The organism is Prevotella illustrans, from assembly GCF_017426725.1.
In the GTDB taxonomy this organism is placed as follows: domain Bacteria; phylum Bacteroidota; class Bacteroidia; order Bacteroidales; family Bacteroidaceae; genus Prevotella; species Prevotella illustrans.
Genome location: NZ_JAERMS010000006.1, coordinates 48,450 through 67,000, shown reverse-complemented (window position 1 = coordinate 67,000; position 18,551 = coordinate 48,450). Strand labels below are relative to the sequence as shown.

Sequence of the window (18,551 nt, the reverse complement as noted above, 5' to 3'; positions counted from 1 at the left end):
ATTATGAAGATAAGTAACATGATGATCTGTGTCGTGGCCTTATTGTGTGGGCACGGCGCAAAGGCAGTATCACAGCCCCGCTTGCGTAGCGACAATATCGAGCAAGTGGTGAAAGAGATGACGCTGGAAGAGAAGTGTCACCTGGTTTTAGGCTGCGGGATGGGCTTTGGGCGTGAAGTGAAGTTCCCCGGAACGGCCGGCAGCACTTATGCCATTCCTCGCTTAGGCATACCTTCTACCTATTGTGCCGACAGCAATCAAGGACTTCGCATGAGCGCCCATCGCGACTATGACAGTCGCGACTACTACTGCACGGACTATATGACGAGTATCGCCTTGGCATCCACGTGGGATAAGCAGGCTGCTTATCTGGTGGGAAAGGGTATCGGCAACGAGACGAAAGAGTATGGACTCGACTGGATTCTGGCTCCCAGCATGAACCTGATGCGCAATGTGCTGTGTGGGCGTAACCACGAATACTACTCGGAAGACCCTTATCTCTCGGGAACGATAGCCGCCTATTACGTGAAAGGCATACAGAGTGAGGGTACGGCGGCTTGCGTCAAGCATTTCGCGGCCAACAGTCAGGAGACTAACCGTAATGCCAACGATAGCAGGATGAGTCGGCGCGCGCTGCGTGAACTGTATCTTAGAGGGTTTGAACTGGCTGTGCGGTTGGGTAATCCTTGGACGGTGATGACGGCTTACAACAGTATTAATGGTAGGCTTACGTGCGAAGATGGCGACCTGACCGAGACAATTCTGCGCAAGGAATGGGGCTTCGACGGTCTTGTCGTGTCAGACTGGAATGCCGGCAAAGACGCTACACTTTCGATGTTGGCCGGTAACGATATGCTGCAACCGGGGCAGGACCGCCAGTTCGACAAGTTGATGGAAGACGCCAAGAACGGCAGACTCCCCATGGCAGTGCTCGACCGCAACGTAGAACGTATTCTGCGGTTTGTCGTAAGGAGTCATAGTTTCGCGAACTATCCCTATTCCAACGAGCCTAATCTCAAGCAGCATGCCGTTGACGACCGTGTCATAGGCGCGGAAGGTATGGTGTTGTTGGAAAATAAAGGCGCGCTTCCTTTGGCTTCCGGCTGCCAGGTCGCCCTCTTCGGCAGTACCGGTTACGAGATTATTCCGGGCGGAACGGGATTTGGCGGAACGATGGTGGGTCGCTATACCGTGTCATTGGTGGAAGGATTGCGCAATGCCGGTATGACAGTTTACAAACCATTGCTCGACCAATACAGGCAACATGTCGCCGCAGAGCAGAAGCGGCTTTATCCCAATGGCCTGCCATCGTTCGCGCTCCGTCCGCTCAACCGGGCTGAGGAAATCGTCATGACCGACCTGCAAGTGGCCGAAACGGCTGCCAACACCGACGTGGGCGTGGTCGTCATTGGGCGAAAGAGTGGAGAAGCCGCCGATCGTACGCGGGACGAATTTAACCTGTATGAGAAGGAACTGACGATGATCAGACAGGTGAGTGAGGCCTATCACGAGGCCGGAAAGAAGGTCGTCGTGTTGCTCAATGTATGCGGTCCGGTGGAGACCGCTTCGTGGAAAAGTTTGGTTGACGGTCTTCTCTGTACCTGGCAGAGTGGCGAACAGGTGGGCAACAGTATTGCCGACATCCTCTCGGGCAAGGTAAACCCGTCGGGTCGTCTGCCCGTCACCTTCCAAAACAAATACGGTGATGCCGCTTCCGACCGCAACTTCCCCGCAGACGTGAAAGACACGAAAGACCTGGCCACGATGTACATGTGGGGCAACGACAAGCAGAATACCGATCGTGAACCCAAAGCCAATATTGACTTTACCGATTACGATGAGGATATCTACGTGGGGTACCGCTATTTCGACAGTTTCAACAAACCGGTAAGCTACCCCTTTGGCTATGGGTTGAGTTATACGACGTTCGCCTATGAGAACGCGAAAATAGACAGAGAGGGAGAAAAATACATAGTCACGGTAGACGTAGTGAACATGGGCGACAGGGCCGGCCGGAATGTCGTGGAGCTCTTTGTGGCAGCCCCGAGAAACAAACGGCTCGGCAAACCGGCCAAAGAACTGAGGAATTATACCAAAACCGGTTTGATTCAGCCCGGCCGACGTGAGACCGTGAAGCTTGAGGTTGAGGCACGCGACCTGGCCTCTTTCAACGAGAAAGAATCGGCATGGGTAGTCGACGCAGGTGTTTATCACTTCCTGATAGCCTCTTCTGCCAATCATATAGAGAAGGCTTTATCGGCCAAGGTTGACGGTATGAAAACCAAAGTCAACGACGTGATGAAGCCGACCGTTAAACTTAATCTTCTTCATCGCTAAGCTATGAACAGGAAATTCTTCATTACAAGCATGCTGGCACTGGCAACTCTTCCATTGTCAGCCCAGTGGATACGTACGTCTACACCCAATGATACGCTCCGCTCTGTGCGCTCGTTGGGCAACGGTAACGTTGTTTTGAGTATTTATGCGCCAGAAGCCAAGACGGTTTCAATAGGCGGCGACATCATGCCGTGGGGCAAGAAGTTAGACGTGCGACGGGCCGATAACGGTGTATGGTCGGTAGTGGTGCCCGAGGTGAAAGACGGCGTCTATCGTTACCACTTCGTGGTGGATGGCGTTAACGTGTACGATCCCAAGTCGCCGACGGCAGGAGAAACATCAGCCTTGGCCTTCATCGGCAGCGGCAAGGAGTTTTACGCAATGAAGCAAGTTCCACATGGTGCCGTGGCCCGGCGTTATTATGAATCGAAAAATCTCAAGATGACACGCCGTCTGCATGTATGGACACCAGCCGGATATGAGAAATCTACTGACAAGCTGCCTGTCCTTTACCTGATTCATGGCGGTGGTGATACCGACAACGCATGGCCCGGTGTGGGGGCGGCAGGCTTCATTCTCGATAACCTGCTGGCCGAAGACAAGATAAAACCCATGATTGTGGTCATGCCCAATGGCAGTATTCCCACCCAAGACCTTGAAGGAGAGGTTCCTCTCTTCGAGGAAGATTTGGTGAAGAGCGTCATCCCTTTCATCGAAAGCAACTATCGTGTGATGGCCGATAAGGACCATCGTGCCATGGCCGGCCTTTCCATGGGTGGCATGGAAACGCTGGAGACTATGCTGAAGGATTACGATAAGTTTGCCTATTTCTGGGTGTTAAGTTCCGGTTGGTTTGCTAATAACAAGCAAGCCTATGCCAATTATCAGCAGCAGCTCAACAACATCAGTCGGAACTTTAATAAGGGCGTGCGCCAATTAGTCTTCACGCAGGGCGGCCCCGAAGACATAGCCTATCGGAATGGTAAGGCCATGCTCCGTTTGTTTGACAAGGCCGGTATCAAATACGAATATACCGAAGCCCCCGGAGGACACACCTGGTACACATGGCGCAACAACCTTTATCAATTGGCTCAGCGTATTTTCAAATAAACGTGTTCTGTTATAATAAATAAGTACATTTAACACCCCTTTCGCAAGCTGCAGGTGCGCTTTCATGAGGTTTTTCATGGCAGCCGTAGTAGCCTTGTTAGTGAAATTTCCATAAAATGATACGACCAATGAAAACAAAAGACTTATTTCCCATTGCTTTGGCCACGGCCCTTGTCATGTCGTGCGCATCCCAGGACAAGACTATTGACAAACAAGACGTGCTCCGGAAGCTATCGCTGGAAGACAAAGCTCATTTCGTAATTGGTACGGGCATGCCAGGCATGAGTGGCGATCATGCCGTCATCGGCGCGACGAAGTCGCTCGTGCCCGGCGCGGCCGGAACTACTTATCCGCTCGACTCGCTGGGCATACCGGCCATCGTGCTGGCCGACGGACCGGCCGGACTGCGTGTCGATGCCCATCGCAAGGGCGACAAAAGAACCTACTTCTGTACCCATTTTCCCATCGGTACGCTACTGGCATCTACCTGGAACCGGCAGCTTGTGGAGGAAGTGGGTAAGGCCATGGGGGAGGAAGTGAAAGAATATGGCGTCGATGTATTGCTGGCTCCTGCCGTCAACATCCACCGCAATCCGCTCAACGGCCGTAACTTCGAGTACTATAGCGAAGATCCCGTGGTGGCCGGAAAGATAGCGGCAGCCTATATTCGCGGCATTCAAAGCAACGGCGTGGGCACCAGTGTCAAGCACTTCGCTTTCAACAACCAGGAGACCAACCGCATGAATAACGACGCTCGCATTTCGCAGCGTGCCATTCGCGAAATCTATCTCAAGCCATTTGAGATTGCGGTGAAGGAAGCCCACCCTTGGACGGTCATGTCTTCTTACAACAAAATCAACGGTATCTACACCTCCGAGAGTAAGGACTTGCTTACCACCATTCTGCGTGACGAGTGGGGGTATGAGGGAACTGTCATGACAGATTGGTTCGGAGGTAAGGACGGAGCCGCGCAGGTGTGGGCCGGCAACGACATGTTGCAACCAGGCAAGGCCGAGCAGTTCATGTCGATTGTCGATGGTGTGAAGAGCGGTAGGCTGAAAGAAGCCGACCTCGATCGCAATATCATCCGCATTCTGAACCTCATCGAAAAGACGCCAAGTTATCAGGGCTACCAACCCAGCAACAAACCCGACCTCCAAGGACACGCTGCCGTAACACGGCAAAGTGCCGTCGAGGGAATGGTGTTGCTCAAAAATGAGGATAGTACCTTGCCCCTTGCTTCCAAGGCTACCGATATCGAGGTGGCGCTCTACGGCTGTACCGGCTATGATTTCATTGCCGGCGGCACCGGTTCGGGCAACGTGAACCATGCTTACGTGGTGTCGTTGCTCGATGGCTTGAAGAAGGCGGGCTATCGGGTGAATGAAGATTTGCATAAGCAATATGCCAAGTACATCACTCAACGGAAAGCGGAGATTGAGAAGCAACAGAATGCTGCCGCGAAGAAAGACAAGAAGAAGGCTATGCTGGCGAAGTTCATGCCCACACCGCGGCCTGTGGAAATGAGTATGGAGGCACGGCAACTCGAGCGGCAGGCGAGACTTTCCGATGTGGCCATCGTCACCTTGGGTCGCATCAGCGGTGAGTTTGTCGACCGCAAGATGGCCGATTTCAACCTTTCTACGGAAGAGCGACGCCTCGTCTCGCAGGTTTGTGAAGCCTATCATAAGGTCGGCAAGAAGGTCGTTGTGCTGCTCAATGTAGGCGGCGTCATTGAGACGGCTTCTTGGAAAGACCTGCCCGACGCCATCCTCTGCGCCTGGCAGGCCGGTCAGGAGAGCGGTAACTCGGTGGCTGACGTCCTCAGTGGCAAAGTTTCACCGTCGGGCAAGCTCACGATGACATGGCCCGTCAACTTCGCCGACGCCTATTCTTCACGCAATTTCCCCATCGATAAAGCTCCCGATCTGAGTCTTACCAATCAGGGCAAGGCCGGCAACGGCGAGAAAGACGTGGACTACACCGACTATGAAGAGGACATCTACGTGGGCTATCGCTATTTCGATAGCTTTGATAAAGCCGTGTCCTATCCCTTCGGCTACGGTCTGAGCTACACCAAGTTTGACTATACCGACGCCAAGATAAATGCCAAGGACGACGTCATTAATGTGACGGTCAGCGTAAAGAATGTGGGCAAGGCCGATGGTAAGGAGATTGTAGAACTCTATGTGGCAGCTCCCGACAGTAAACGACTCAACAAGCCGGCCAAGGAACTCAAGGCCTTTGCCAAGACCAAGAGCCTGAAACCGGGTGAGGCCGAAACCCTTACGCTGACCGTGAAGACGGCCGACCTGGCTTCGTTCGACGCCGACACCTCGGTCTGGAGGGTGGACGCCGGTAAGTATCAACTGCTCGTCGGCGCTTCGTCACGCGACATCAAGACCACGCTGCCGATCGACGTAAAGGCGCGAGAGACCAAGGTTCACAGCGTACTGCGACCCATGGAACGATTCAATATATTGAAGAGAATGTGAAGTGGAGAATGAGGAATGCGCCCCGTGAAATGTCAAGTGATTGGTATCAATGCTTTGTGAAAATACAAAATCCCCGGCGATTGATAAAAAATCGCCGGGGATTTCGTATTCCGTATCGTATCGCCAGGCTCCTACGAGTTCAGATATTTCTGAACACGGGCGTAGAGCAACACGTAGTGGGCTTTGGTTTCGTTAGAACGCGTGGTGGCGATGCGCTCTTCGAGTAGCTTTTTGAGTTTCAGCGCGTAGTGGAAGATATATTCCGACGTGCGGTCGATGGTGGCCGTCCACATCGTTTCGGGTTCGCCATAACCCTTTCCGAAACCCAGGAACGACACGTTCTCATGCGTGTCTTGCAGTGCGCGCATCTTTCCCACCTGCTTCACCTCGTCTATGTTGGCCTTCAGTTTCTCTACATAAATCTTTTGGAGGGCGATGTCGTCTTCGTCTAACGCCTCGTTACCCGCGATGGTTTTCGCCCAAACGTTTTGGTAGATGTCCTCGCAATATTCCAAAGGCGAGTAAGACGTGGAGTCCATGTAGAAGCTCAATGCCAGGCGGGGCGTGGCGGAGAGTGCCATTTCTTACACGCCGTTGGCCAATGTCTTGTAGGGATGGTTGCTGAGTTGGGGCAGGCGGTTCTCTATTTCGGCTACGCCGCGTTTGCCGAAACGGCGTGCTTCATTGAGCATCCATAAGGCCGCGGCACGCTGTTGGGCCTTGGGCACCACCCGATAGCGCGGCAAGCCCGACGTCTCCGTTGTCTGATAGAGGCGTATGCCGCTGACGTTGGCGTAGACGTTGCGCACGTAGCCATAGGATTGCGAAACCATCTGGCGGTAAAGTTCGGCCTTTCTCGTGCCGTCGTCTCCATCGGGAATCCACTTGTCGAAGTGGCTCAGAATATAGCTTAGGTTCTTCAATCCGTAGTCGCTCGACTTGATTGGGTCGTCGCCCAGGTCTTCTTCGATGGCCGAGGGGTCGTATCTGAAGCCCGATTGTTGCAGTCCGTAGCGGTACATAGGGTCGCCGGCATGCGCTTCTATCAGTCTGTTCAAAGGTTTCACATCATCCTTATACCCCTTGGAGTTGGGGAAAACGCGATACGCCCACTCCAAGGCGTAATAGTCGTATACACCCAGGAACGGCGGCGTTAGTGCCACGCCTTTGTCTGAGGGCTGTGCCACGTAGTTGAAGCGGGCATAGTCCATGATGGAGGGCGTTGTGCCATACTTCTGCGTGAAGCTTGCGGAGCGGAGCGAATCGGTGGGGATGGCGGCCGAAGCTGCCATGTTGTGCATAAAGCCGAGGGTGTGGCCTATCTCGTGCGCGATGATGTATTCGAGCGTCGACGACACGATGCTGTCGGGCATGGAGGTGGTTCGGGCTGCCGTGTCGAGCTGTGCCGTCTGCACAAACCGCCAATTGTTGATGGTGTTGATGACGTCGTTGTAGACCAAGACCGTGACCGTTACGATTTCTCCCGTGCGCGGGTCCACCCACGAAGGGCCCATGGCGTTCTCCACGGCCACAGGCAGATAGCGCACGCAGGAGTAGAGAAAGTTGTCGGGATCGAAAGACGGGTCGTCTGTTGGGAAGTCTTTCACTTGTATGACGTCCTTAAATCCGATACGTTCAAACGCCTTGTTCCAGCGCAGGATGCCAGCCTTGATGGCGCTTTTCCAAAGCTCGGAGAACGTATTCTCCACATAATAAACGATGGGTTTGACGGGTTCGGTGGGCTTACCGGCAAAGTAGGCTGCCGTGTCTTTGGGCTCTATCCGCCAGCGGTTCACAAAACTAACGCGCTCCAGCAGACCTTCGTTAACAATCGACTTGGGCGTTAAGAACATCCCAATGCGCGTGTCGCTAAGGCGCGGCGTCATGGGCTTGTCGGGCAAGAGTGCCAGCGTGAAGGTTACGCCGATGGAAACGGGATGGTTGGCCACAGCCACTTTCCCGCTGTTGCCGCTCATGTTGGTGATGTAATTGCGCTCCATCTTCACGCAGGCGTTTGTAGGGAACGACTTGAGTGCCGTTATTCTCGACCAGTCGGGCTTCAAGTCGGCGTCCACCCGATAAGGTCCCGCAACCTTGGCGATGACGGGGAAGTAGCGGTTTTCTTTCAGAAAGAACGACGAGGCATCGAAAAGCACACCACCCGTTGCCTTGTTGCGTGCCTTGATGGGGAAGGAGAAGAAGTCGAGGTTGCCGTAATTTGTGACTTCCGTTTGGCGTGCGTCGCCGCACGGAAGAGGGTCGGCCATCTCGCTGTTGATGGCTTGCATCACTATGGAGCTGTCTTTCTGCACGAAGCGTACATGTACGAGCGAGCCACTTTTCATTCCCAGTTCGGCGAATTGCGGGCTCGACACCGACGAGACTGTGGCCCCAATGAGCATATCGCGCCCCAAGGAAGCGGGCGGCAGTTCGATGAGAAGTTTCCCATCGGTTTTATATAGCGAGATGAAAGGGCCTTTGGCCGAGTAGGTTTTGTTGTCGGAAAGCGCGCGTTCGTAAGCGTCTTTCTTCACTGTGGGCACGCTCTTTTTCTTCTTTTTGAAGAAGGGGAACGCGGGACTTGACAAGGAATGGCCCAGCAAAACGAGGGCTATGACGGCGAACCGGCATGCCTGGTTGAATGGAAAACCGCCGTGTTTCATTTCTTCACCTCCATTGTTTTGTTAATCTTGAAGAGCAACATTTCGTAATGGCTCCGCGCTTCTGCGGGCAGGTTGGCCTTCAAACATTTCTGCAAGGCTGGCTGCAACTTCAGCAAACAGTTGTAGAAATAAAGCTCAGACTTGTCGGCGATGTTGATATCCACACTCGGAGCGAGGCTCATTCCCGGCGTTCCAAATCCCGGCGTTGCGCTGTCGGTGGGGGCGGACAGGGCCGAACGCGGTGAAGCAGCCGAAGAAGAGCCGTTGCCCGTTGCTTTGGATACGGCCGCCTGTGCGTAATTGACGAAAGTGCGCTGCAAAACTCGCTCGCCCTGCGACGGTACACGAAGCTGTTCGACACTAGCGAACAACTCCTTGTACACGTCGTCGAAGTATTCTTTCTGCGTATAGCCGCTAGGAAGAAGATAGGAAGACACGCCGACACGTGTGCGGGCGGCGAGGATGTCGTAGGCCATGAACTCAAGCGTCTGGTCGTAATAGCTCACCGCCATAAAGCCTTTGCGCTCGAAAGGGCGGTTGGCATATCGGGTGAAGTTGACAGCCTGACGGAGACTCCACAGCAAAGAACGCCGTTGCAGGTCTTTGGGCACTACCTGATAGCGGGGTATGCCCGAGGAAACTTTCATGTCGTTGAGGTAAATTCCGCCCACATTGCTGACCACTTGCTTGAAAAGCGCATAATGAGATTGTGCGATGCTGAGGTAGAGTTTTTCCTTCATGCGGCTGTCTTCGTCGTTCTTTATCCAGCGCGACAAGCCGCTTTCAACCGCGCGCAGGTTGCGGATGGCCAGGTTGGCCGATGCGATGGCATCGTTGCCCAACGCTCCGGCTTGCACGCGCGGGTCCCATTGGGCGTTGCGGTTCGCGTAATATCTGAGGCGGGGACTTTTCACTTTGCCGTCGACAAAGGCCTCCAAAGTCTGTTTCTCCTCGTTCATCGAAACGCGGTCGGTATCGAAATAGCGGTAGTTCCAGTTGATGGTGAAGTAGTCGTACATGCCTAAACCCGTGTGCGACATAGCCACCCCGCGGTCGGAAGGCTGCGCAACGTAGTTGTAGTGCGTGTCGTCCATCACGCTAGGGGCCAGCCCCATGGTGTTTGTGAAACGGGCGTTGCGAAGCGAGTCGGTGGGGTAAGTGGCAGAAGCCCCGAGGTTGTCCAGCAGCCCCAGCATGTGGCCGGCCTCTCTCGTTACCAGCATTGAAAGACCTTCGGCAAACTTTTCGGCCGACAGACGGTTGGAACGTACCGACGGGGCGACAGCGGCCGTCTCTACGAACCGCCATTTGTGGAGCAGGGTCTCTATGTTTGAGTAGACGAACATCGAGGCGTTCATAATCTCTCCCGTATTGGGATTGACACGGACATCGCTTGTCGGCTCGGCCGAAGAACCGTTAGGTATGTAGCGGATGCACGAATAGCGGATGTTGTCGGGGTCGAAATCATCCTGCTTCTTCGGAAAGTCTACCACTTCGATGGCATGCCGGAAGCCTATCTTCTCGAAGGGCTTGTTCCAACGCAAGAGCCCTTCGCGGATGGGTTGTTTCCATGTTTCGGGAAAGGCATCGTCCAAGTAGAAACGTATGGGGGCGACAGGCTCGCAGAGTTTTCCTTTTGCGTATGCCTTCTTGTCTTTGGGAACGAGGTTCCACCGGTGCGAATAAAAGATGCGCCGGCTTTTCTCTCCCTCTTGCGGAATGGCCAAGCGAACGGAGAAGTCCACGCCGATGCGCGAGTCCATGATGCGGGGGCGCATCACACTTTGCGGCAAGAGCGTTACGCTATAGTTCACTCCCACCGTCGTCGGACGTTCTCCGCCGATGGGCATCGACATCAACGAAGTGGCGATGGTATAGGTGAAGTCGTCTGTAACGGTTAGGTTGGTGTCGAAGCTCTTGATGCCGCGGATGAACGAAAGCTCGGGTTTGGGTGTTGCTTTCAGCGTGTAGTTGCCATTATGCGTGGGCATAACGGGCAGCAGGTTGGTGGGTTTGCCAAGCAGCGACGTGACATCGAACACCACCGATGTGCTGTCGTTGTTATAGGCCAGGATGTTAAATCCCTGCCAAATGGCGTCGCGATAGTTCAGCGACAGGGCCTCTTCCAAGTTTGCCGAGGTGGCGTTCTCTTGGAAAAGAACGTTGTTTGGGGTCTTCATCACCACCGCACTGTCTTGTATGTCGAAGTAGAACAGGATGGGATTGAAGTTGCGTGCGCCCACCGTGACATTCGACGGGTCGGTAGTCGAGGCTATTGTTCCGCCCAAAAGCATTTGCTTCTTGAGAAGCTTGCGCGGCAACTCGAAGTAGAGTTTGTTGTCCATCTTGTGCAAGGTGATGAATTTGCTGCGCGCCGTCTCGGTCTTCTTGTCCTTAAACAGTTTGTCGTACTTCGTTTCCTTTTTCGGTTTGGCGGGCGTCTTGAGCTTGTCGTCGGCCCTTGCGACAGAGGTCTGCAGAAGCATGAGCAGCGCCAACGCGCCCCCGAAAGCATATTTTGCAAATGAAAGGTTCATTTTCGTTATTTGTGAGATTAATTTCGATAGAGTGCTTTTACTATTCGCCCCGTGATGTTTGGCCTGGACCACCGCAACGAATTGGTTTGAACATCGTAGCAGTAAAGGCTTCCGGGCATCGCCGCAGCGGCATTGTTAGTGGCGACGTAGAGCAGGTTGTCATCGTCGGAGAACACCATGTCGGCTATCACTTCCGAGCTATCGCCCACCGTGAACAGGGGCGATGTGGCGAAAGCGCTCCCCGCAAGCACGTTATGCGCGTAGACGGCGTTGCCGGCAGAATAGTAAATCAGGTTTTTGCTGCCCGCCGTGCGCACAACGGAACCGTTGGCAATTCCTGACGACGAAGGCATTTCCACGCGGTAAAGCACGTTGGGGGCGATGCGCCGGCTGGCATCTGTCGAGAAATAGCCCGGGAAGAGGTGGGTGAGATAGAACTTTCCCGTGGCTTTGTTGCAAGTGATGAGTGCCAGATAGCGCAACCTGTCGACGCCACCCATGCCTACTAGCGTGTCGCCCGTGAAGGTTCCGTTGAGGATTTGCAAGGGCACGGCCGTCGTCTCGATGCCATTTGCCAGCAAGGCACCTTGGGCGTTGTCGAAGTAGGCGTCGGCATGCGCGTAGAACAAGTCGTTTCTCCACCACGGCGTCATGGCGTCGGCCAGTTGCGTGGTGTAAGAAACCGCGTTGTTGAACTTGGCACTTTGCGCCACGAGGTTGTTGGAGTTAAGCGCCAGCGAATAGAGCGACTTGTTGATAAACACCATGGATTGGGGTGTCCCGACGTCGGAACTGCGCACAATTTGCGTCACTTTCCCAGTCGTAGAGGTTCTGAAGATGGAAATCATCTGGTAGCCGTCCAACTGATAAATCGTGGAGGGATTGCCCGCAGCCAATACCAGCACGTCGTTGGCACGGCCGCCAATGGTGCGGTTCCACGCCATGGAACGAGGCTCGCCGAAGCTGATGTCGGGATTGTTGGTTGCCAAGACGTCTAGCTCGGAACGCTTCTTCGACTCCTCGGAGGGAACGTAAGTGACGATGGCATGGTGGTTGTTCTCGGCCAAGAGATACACGCCTTGCGTGTAAGCGAACTCTACATTCAACGCGAACTCATACACTTGGATGTTTCTCCCGTTGGTAATCTTCAAGCGGCAGGGGTAAGTGCCAGAAGTCTTACAGACGTACTCCAAACGCGGTTGGTCGGATATTTTCTGATGGTTCACTTCCCATTCGTAAGCAACGGGCAGCTGCTCGTTGGTCTGCACCACTGTCGGAGCCAGCCTGAGCGTGTCGCCCTGGTTCAGTGTATAGGTGTTGTCGAAAGGGGTTTGCAAGCTCAACTGCGACACGTTGTCGCTTCCTGACGTGGAGTCGTCTTGGATGCACGAGCTCAATAAGAGCCCGAACAATCCTGCTAAACATAAGTATTTTTTCATTGTCAACATCTCTTGATTTGTAATTAACGATGAGCGCATCGTGTTATTCGGGGTGCTCCCTGAAATAAGCAATCACTTTCTGAACGTTACGGTACAGCTGCGCCATGCCCGTCCTGTTCATAGCTCGTTCGATTTCCCGAGGGTCGGAGTTGTAAAAAGACAACAGCATGCGATATTTCGCGGGCGTATAGGGTGGCATTCCAAAATAGGCAACCAGATAGCTGTCCCACCATGACGGTTTGGTTAGCACGTTGTTGTAGGTGATGCTCACCTTCGTCTTGTCGGGAAAGCGCAGGCCCAGGTCGGCCGTGGGCTGCAGGCGCAACGACAAACGAATGCTGTCGTTGTGTGTGTCGCTTAGGTTCTCGCGTATGAGCACTACGGGAAAGACGACTGAGCCGCTGTCTGCGGGTATCACCGGGTCGTTGTCTAACGGCTGATAATGAATGCCTTCCTTGGCCGTACTCGAAGGGTCTGCAACCACCTTGAAGTGCTGTGGCTCCTTTTTCAGTCTTCCGGCCAGCATCACTCTCACGTTGACCGTGTAGGTAGTCATGCTCGACGGCTGTGTTCCGAACGAGTAGTCGAAAAGCGTATCGGCGGCATTCTCTATATCGAAATACACCTGGTTCTTCTCATTGTATTCGCCGTTCTTGGAATACTCGCCGTCATAGTCGATGGAAGAACATGCCTGCCAGAGCGTCATGGCCAGGCCCAGGACAAATATTTTATGGATGATTTTATACATGTTGTGTGCGTTTGGGTTATTTATTGCCATATTCTATCTCACGATCGGGCCATGGCAGATTGAAAATCTCGTCGGAAGGCTGGTAGGTGTTGACATTCCTGAAGTCGGTGAAGCTGCGGTTATAATGCTTCAGCGCATAGAAAGTCTGGCCCATTCCAGGAAATTCACGCGTCCTTTCGCGTGCCATCTCTTGGATGAACAAGTCTTTCGTCGCCACTTTGGCCGGGTCGACGGCAGTCAGTCCGCGGCTCCTTCTTACCTGATTCAGCAGGCTGACGGCTTCTGTAGGATTACCGTCGTAGACGCTTTCACTCAAGATGTAATACATCTCGGGCAGACTGATCAGCACAAACCCCTTCAAAGCCTTGGATGAAACCTCTGCGTCATTTTGTAAAAGACGCACGAAGCTGAACGTATAGGTACTGCCCGAAGCGTTCTCTCGGAAGAAGGCGCTATAGCGAAGGTCGGAACTTAAAGCCGTGAAAGAGGCGGTTTCGTAGAGCTCGCGCAAGTCTCTTCGCGCCTCCACAAAGTTTCCCCTGCCCGTGGTACGAAGGAAAGCCGAGCGGAGGGCGTCTGCTTTCGAATTGTTATATAAGCCGAAAATTATTTCCTTTTCGGCAGGAAAGCGCATCACACGGTCGATGGTGGTGCCGGTGTTTAACTGAAACAAGTTGTTTGCCGCAATCACTTCGCGTGCGTATCGTGCCGCTTCAGTATAGTTCCCCATGGCATAATATACACGGGCTTTGGTGGCTTTTACGACGTATTTGTTGAACAGCATCACACGGCCTTTGCGGTAATCGCGCTGGTAATCACCGTCGAAGCTGATGTCGTTGTCGTCTACAAGCAGAGAGTCGGCCGTGTCCAAATCGCGGAGAATAAGGCGATAGGTCTCGAAGAGCGTGTATTTCGGCTTGTTTTTCAAGTCGAAAGTGGTGGCGTAGGGCAAGCCCTGTGTGGCCGCGTCGCTCCGGGTATAGTCGTTGCAGAACAGGCGTGCGATGTCAAAGTGCAGGAAAGCACGCAGCCCATAGCACTCGCCTTTCATCCATCTGATTTCCGTCGGTGCGAAATTCGCACGGTCGGCATGTTCCAACACATTATTAATATAAGAGATGGCCTGATACTGGTTCGACCAGATCTTGTCAATCGCGCTGCGCGCCTGCTGATACCTGTAGTCGTAATGGTTGAAATGATAGGCAAGTTCTTGAATGTTGTCATAGCCGAATTGCTGGCCGATTTCGTCTACAAGCCCCCATGAGAGGTTCTCGCCGTAGAGGTCGCCGGTGGCCATTTTGCCGTAGATACCAAACATGGCGTCCTCAAATCCCGTCAAGTCTTGGAACATCTTGTCTTGCTCCAGCTGTCCTTTGGGCTGTACGTCTAAGAAGTCGTTGCATGAAGCGAGCAGCGCAACCGACATGGCCAGACACGTGTATTTAAATATATTCTTCATCGTTATCCTTTATTATAATGAAAAGCGTAATGAAAACTCTATACTCCTATCGTATGGATAGGACAAGCCGCGCTCTCGTTTGGCTGTAGAGATATAGAAGAGGTCGTTTGTCAGCAACTCTAAGTACATGCGTTTCAGGCCGTACTTTTGAATCAGTGTCACCGGAACCTCATAAGACAGCGCCAGGCTGCTCATGCGCAGATAGTTGTTTTTCTGTATGAAGCGCGACGTCTGGTTGGGCGTCGTGGTGTCGTCGATGCGCTTATACTTGGCTATTGTGCCCATTTCTTTCCAATGGTCGCTCAACACTCTCCTGTCGGCATTATACCTTGGGTCGGCTCCTTCTACCTTCGAGGCCAGAGTCTCGTTGTACAAAGAACCGCCGAACGAATACTGGAACGACGCGCTCAGAGCGAAGTTGCGGATAGGTGAGATAGGAGTTTACGGCTCCGATGCCATAGGGATTGGTGTCGCCGAAAATCACTTTGTCGTTGGGATCGTACACGAATGTGTAGCTACCGTCGCGCTTAATGTATATCTCCTGGCCCGTAACGGGGTCGATACCTGCCGACGGAACCACCTTGATGGCTGTCAAAGACTGGCCTTCCTCGTATATGGGAAGCGGAGCCACGCCGCCCTTTTCGAGGTTTATCTCATTCTGTTCGCGCAGCGCGTTGCTGATTTTTTTGATTTTGTTCTTGTTGTACGAATAGGTGAAACCCAGCGACCATTGCCAGTCTTTATTTTGAATGGGGATGGTGCGAACGCGCATTTCAAAGCCTTTGTTCTCCACTTCTCCTATTATTCTCGCGCGAGGTAGCCACACCGACCGACGGCGCTTTGGTGATGTCGAGAAGCAAGTTGTCGGTGTTCTTGATATAATAGTCTGCCGAGAGGTCCAGTCTTCCACGGAAAGCCGTAAAGTCTACACCGATGTTGGTGCTTAATGTACGTTCCCATTTCAGGTCGGGATTGCCGATGGTTATCGGCGTGGCGCCGGTGCCCTTACCGTAATTGTAGTTGCTGTTATAGCTGTAGGTCGTTAGCGCCTGGTAGGGGTTGAAGCTGATGTTGCCGAGATATCCTATGCTGGCACGGAGTTTCAAGAGCTGGATGGGCTTTCCTTTCATGAATGTTTCGTTGTGCAGGTTCCATCCGCCGCCCACGCTCCAGAAAGGAGCGAAGCGGCTGTTCTTGCCGAACTTTGACGAACCTTCATAACGGTAAATCAAATCGAGGAAATACTTGTTGTCCCATATCGTGTTGGCATTGACGAAGAAGCCCACGCCTGTTGAACGGGTGTCGGAACCCGTTGGGCGTCCCGTCAAGTCGTATGAGGTCGCAAATCCCGGATGACCGAGCTTGTCGGAATAGAACCCTATCGATCTATACCCGGCCGCATCGATGGAAGAAGACTCGATGCTGCTACCGCCCATTGCCGTGAGAAAGAGCTTTTTCATGAAGTAATTGTTGTAAGACAGCATCATTTTACCCTGGTAAGTGGTGGTGTTCACCCAACTGTCCGTCAACGAGCCACGTTGGTCTGACGACTTGGAACGTATCTCATTATAAGAGAATGGCGAAACGAAGCGTCGCGAGTCTTGCTTGCTCCGTTCGACGGAGAAGTCGCCGTCCAAACGGAATTTCTCGCCAAACCACACCTGTACGTTCGTTGTGTTGAGGAAGTCGAAGGTGTTGCTCTTGCCGTAGCTGCCCAAGGATGCCTCGTAAAGAGGGTTCGCCATATCATGATAGAAAGACATCCGCAACTCTCCCTCCGCGTCGTACGGGTTCTCGTAAGGGTTCTGTTGCACCCATGTAGAGAAGTCGCCGTAAGGCGAATTGTTGCTGGTTATCGAGGAGACGGTGGCTGTATTCGATACGAAGAATTTGCCCGACACGTTGTAAGACAATTTGAAGTTCGTCGAAAGGCGTGTGCGGTCAGAACCTTTCATTACGCCGGCGTCCTTACCGTAGCGCACGCCCAGGTTGTATTTGGCCCGCTCGTCACCGCCATCTATGCTCACACTGTGCGATTGCGAAATGGCATTGCGAAGGGGGGTTGACAGCCAATCGGTGTCAACGCCCCGCTGCACCTCGTTGAACAACCGTGCGTATTCTCGGTCTAAGGTATATTGACGGGAGGGGTCGCTGTCGGTAAACAGGCCTGCCAGGCGCTCGTATTCCAGCTTTTGGCTGGCGTTGAGCAAATGATAATCGTGCAAGTCTGGGGTAGAGAGACGGAGTGTTCCGCTGTAGTTGAGTTTCAGTTTGCCACCCTTCAAAGCCTTTGTGGTAATGACGATGACACCCGCCGAAGCTTTGGCGCCATACAGGGCGGAGGCCGAAGCGTCCTTGAGTACCGTCACCGATTCGATGTCGTTCATATCCATGTCGTAGACATACTCTGCCGAGACCTGAGAACCGTCTACCACGAATACGGGCATATTGGCCTGTCCTTCGAAAGTCGCACGGCCACGGATGTTGATGTCGGCCAGTTTATTGGGGTCCGAACCGGTCAGGTTGTCTTCCAAAACGACCATGCCTGGCACGAAAGCCGACAGGCTTTGCAACACGTTCTTGGTGCCCATGTTCATCAGTTGCTCGCGGTTAACCGCAACCTGTGCGCCCGTGAATGAATTCTTATTCTTCGTTACATAGCCTGTTACCACTACTTCCTGAATCTCTCGTGTGTCCTCCCGCATGACGAAATTGGCCGAAGAACCATTCCTTACTGTTTTTGTCACCGTGCGATAGCCGATGGACGAAACAGTGATATGGGCTTCTTTCTTATCGGTTTGAATCTGATATTCGCCATTGATGTCGGTGACGTAGCCGCCATTCACGCCTTCTACGCGAATGATGGCACCGATCAGAGGTTCGCCGTGCTCATCCGTCACCTGCCCGTAAATGCCGGTTTTGCGTTGGGCGGGTTCTTTTTTAGCCAGCCTCAGCGCATTGCCTTCCAAGCTGTAGGATAACGGAAGCTGATTGCTCAATGTCAACAGCAAACTCGATAACGACTGATTGCGCACATCAAATGTGATGCCTTTAAGGGTTTTCACGTCGTTATCGTCATACGAAATGGTCAGCCCTGTCTGTTTGGCTACCTCCGTTGCAAACTCTTCTATGGTGGCATTGTGCAGTGAAAGGGTTACTTTCGCTTCGTTTGCCTCCTGAGCGAGCGCGGGAAGACATAGGGGACCGCTGCATAGGATGTTCAGGAAAAGGACAATCCACATGCGTTGGATGAATTTTATCTTCTGCATCTTTCTCTTATAATTATGGAGATTTTAATTTGAAAACAATAGTTCTCCTATTGAAAGCAACGTGCGTTGATAGCGCTTTTCTTTCAGGGAGAGCTATTGATAGCTGATGAAAACAATCTTTCTTTCTGTAAGTAAAATTTATTTAGTTGTTTAAAAGTATCACATATTTCGTGTGAATGGCTGAAAAATTATAAAACAAATATGATAATTCGTGCATTTTCTTTCAATAAAATTGAATTATCCTGTCATTTTTTTAAATATATCAATTGTAGCATAGTTAAAAGTGGCCGATAATCCTCTATATCGAAGTCTATGACACCTACAGATGGCCTGTGTTGATTGTAAATTTGGAGATATAATAAAAAAGGTATAAATCACGTGACTTGCTGATTTACACCCTTGTTTGCGGAGAGAGAGGGATAAAGAATATAATACAAAATCATTTAACTTCATTATCAAATAATATCAAAACATCTTGAAAATCAACTCCTTGT

General features: G+C 52.6%; 7 protein-coding genes and 2 pseudogenes. 3 read left to right on the top strand and 6 right to left on the bottom strand.

What is annotated here, in order from left to right; genetic code table 11:
* The first annotated feature begins 18 nt into the window (after positions 1–18).
* From JHU38_RS03575 to JHU38_RS03565, 3 genes are all read left to right on the top strand, one after another.
* A complete protein-coding gene (locus JHU38_RS03575; RefSeq protein ID WP_369917235.1) occupies positions 19–2,337 on the top strand; it encodes a glycoside hydrolase family 3 N-terminal domain-containing protein in 2,319 nt (772 codons plus the stop codon).
* Positions 2,338–2,340: 3 nt separating this feature from the next.
* On the top strand, positions 2,341–3,447 hold the full coding sequence (locus JHU38_RS03570; RefSeq protein WP_107581017.1) for an alpha/beta hydrolase-fold protein: 1,107 nt from the start codon (positions 2,341–2,343) through the stop codon (positions 3,445–3,447).
* Between the two features lie 128 nt (positions 3,448–3,575).
* A complete protein-coding gene (locus JHU38_RS03565) occupies positions 3,576–5,942 on the top strand; it encodes a beta-glucosidase (RefSeq protein ID WP_107581016.1) in 2,367 nt (788 codons plus the stop codon).
* Positions 5,943–6,073: 131 nt separating this feature from the next.
* Here JHU38_RS03565 and JHU38_RS03560 read toward each other — a convergent pair.
* The 6 genes and pseudogenes from JHU38_RS03560 to JHU38_RS03535 all read right to left on the bottom strand — a co-directional run bounded on the left by JHU38_RS03560 (position 6,074) and on the right by JHU38_RS03535 (position 18,057).
* Positions 6,074–8,605, bottom strand: a pseudogene (locus JHU38_RS03560) (zinc-dependent metalloprotease).
* Positions 8,602–11,142 carry a zinc-dependent metalloprotease gene (locus JHU38_RS03555; protein ID WP_107581015.1) on the bottom strand — a complete coding sequence of 847 codons (2,541 nt, stop codon included), beginning with the start codon at positions 11,140–11,142 and terminating at the stop codon, positions 8,602–8,604. The pseudogene JHU38_RS03560 and the gene JHU38_RS03555 overlap by 4 nt, the downstream one beginning before the upstream one ends.
* Before the next feature lie 17 nt (positions 11,143–11,159).
* Positions 11,160–12,581 carry a PKD-like domain-containing protein gene (locus JHU38_RS03550; RefSeq protein ID WP_107581014.1) on the bottom strand — a complete coding sequence of 474 codons (1,422 nt, stop codon included), beginning with the start codon at positions 12,579–12,581 and terminating at the stop codon, positions 11,160–11,162.
* 43 nt (positions 12,582–12,624) lie between these two features.
* A complete protein-coding gene (locus JHU38_RS03545; protein ID WP_107582282.1) occupies positions 12,625–13,329 on the bottom strand; it encodes a DUF4843 domain-containing protein in 705 nt (234 codons plus the stop codon).
* Between the two features lie 16 nt (positions 13,330–13,345).
* Complete coding sequence (locus tag JHU38_RS03540) at positions 13,346–14,788, bottom strand: RagB/SusD family nutrient uptake outer membrane protein (RefSeq protein ID WP_107581013.1); 1,443 nt, start codon at positions 14,786–14,788, stop codon at positions 13,346–13,348.
* 12 nt (positions 14,789–14,800) lie between these two features.
* Positions 14,801–18,057 (bottom strand): annotated as a pseudogene (locus JHU38_RS03535) (SusC/RagA family TonB-linked outer membrane protein).
* Positions 18,058–18,551: the final 494 nt, after the last annotated feature.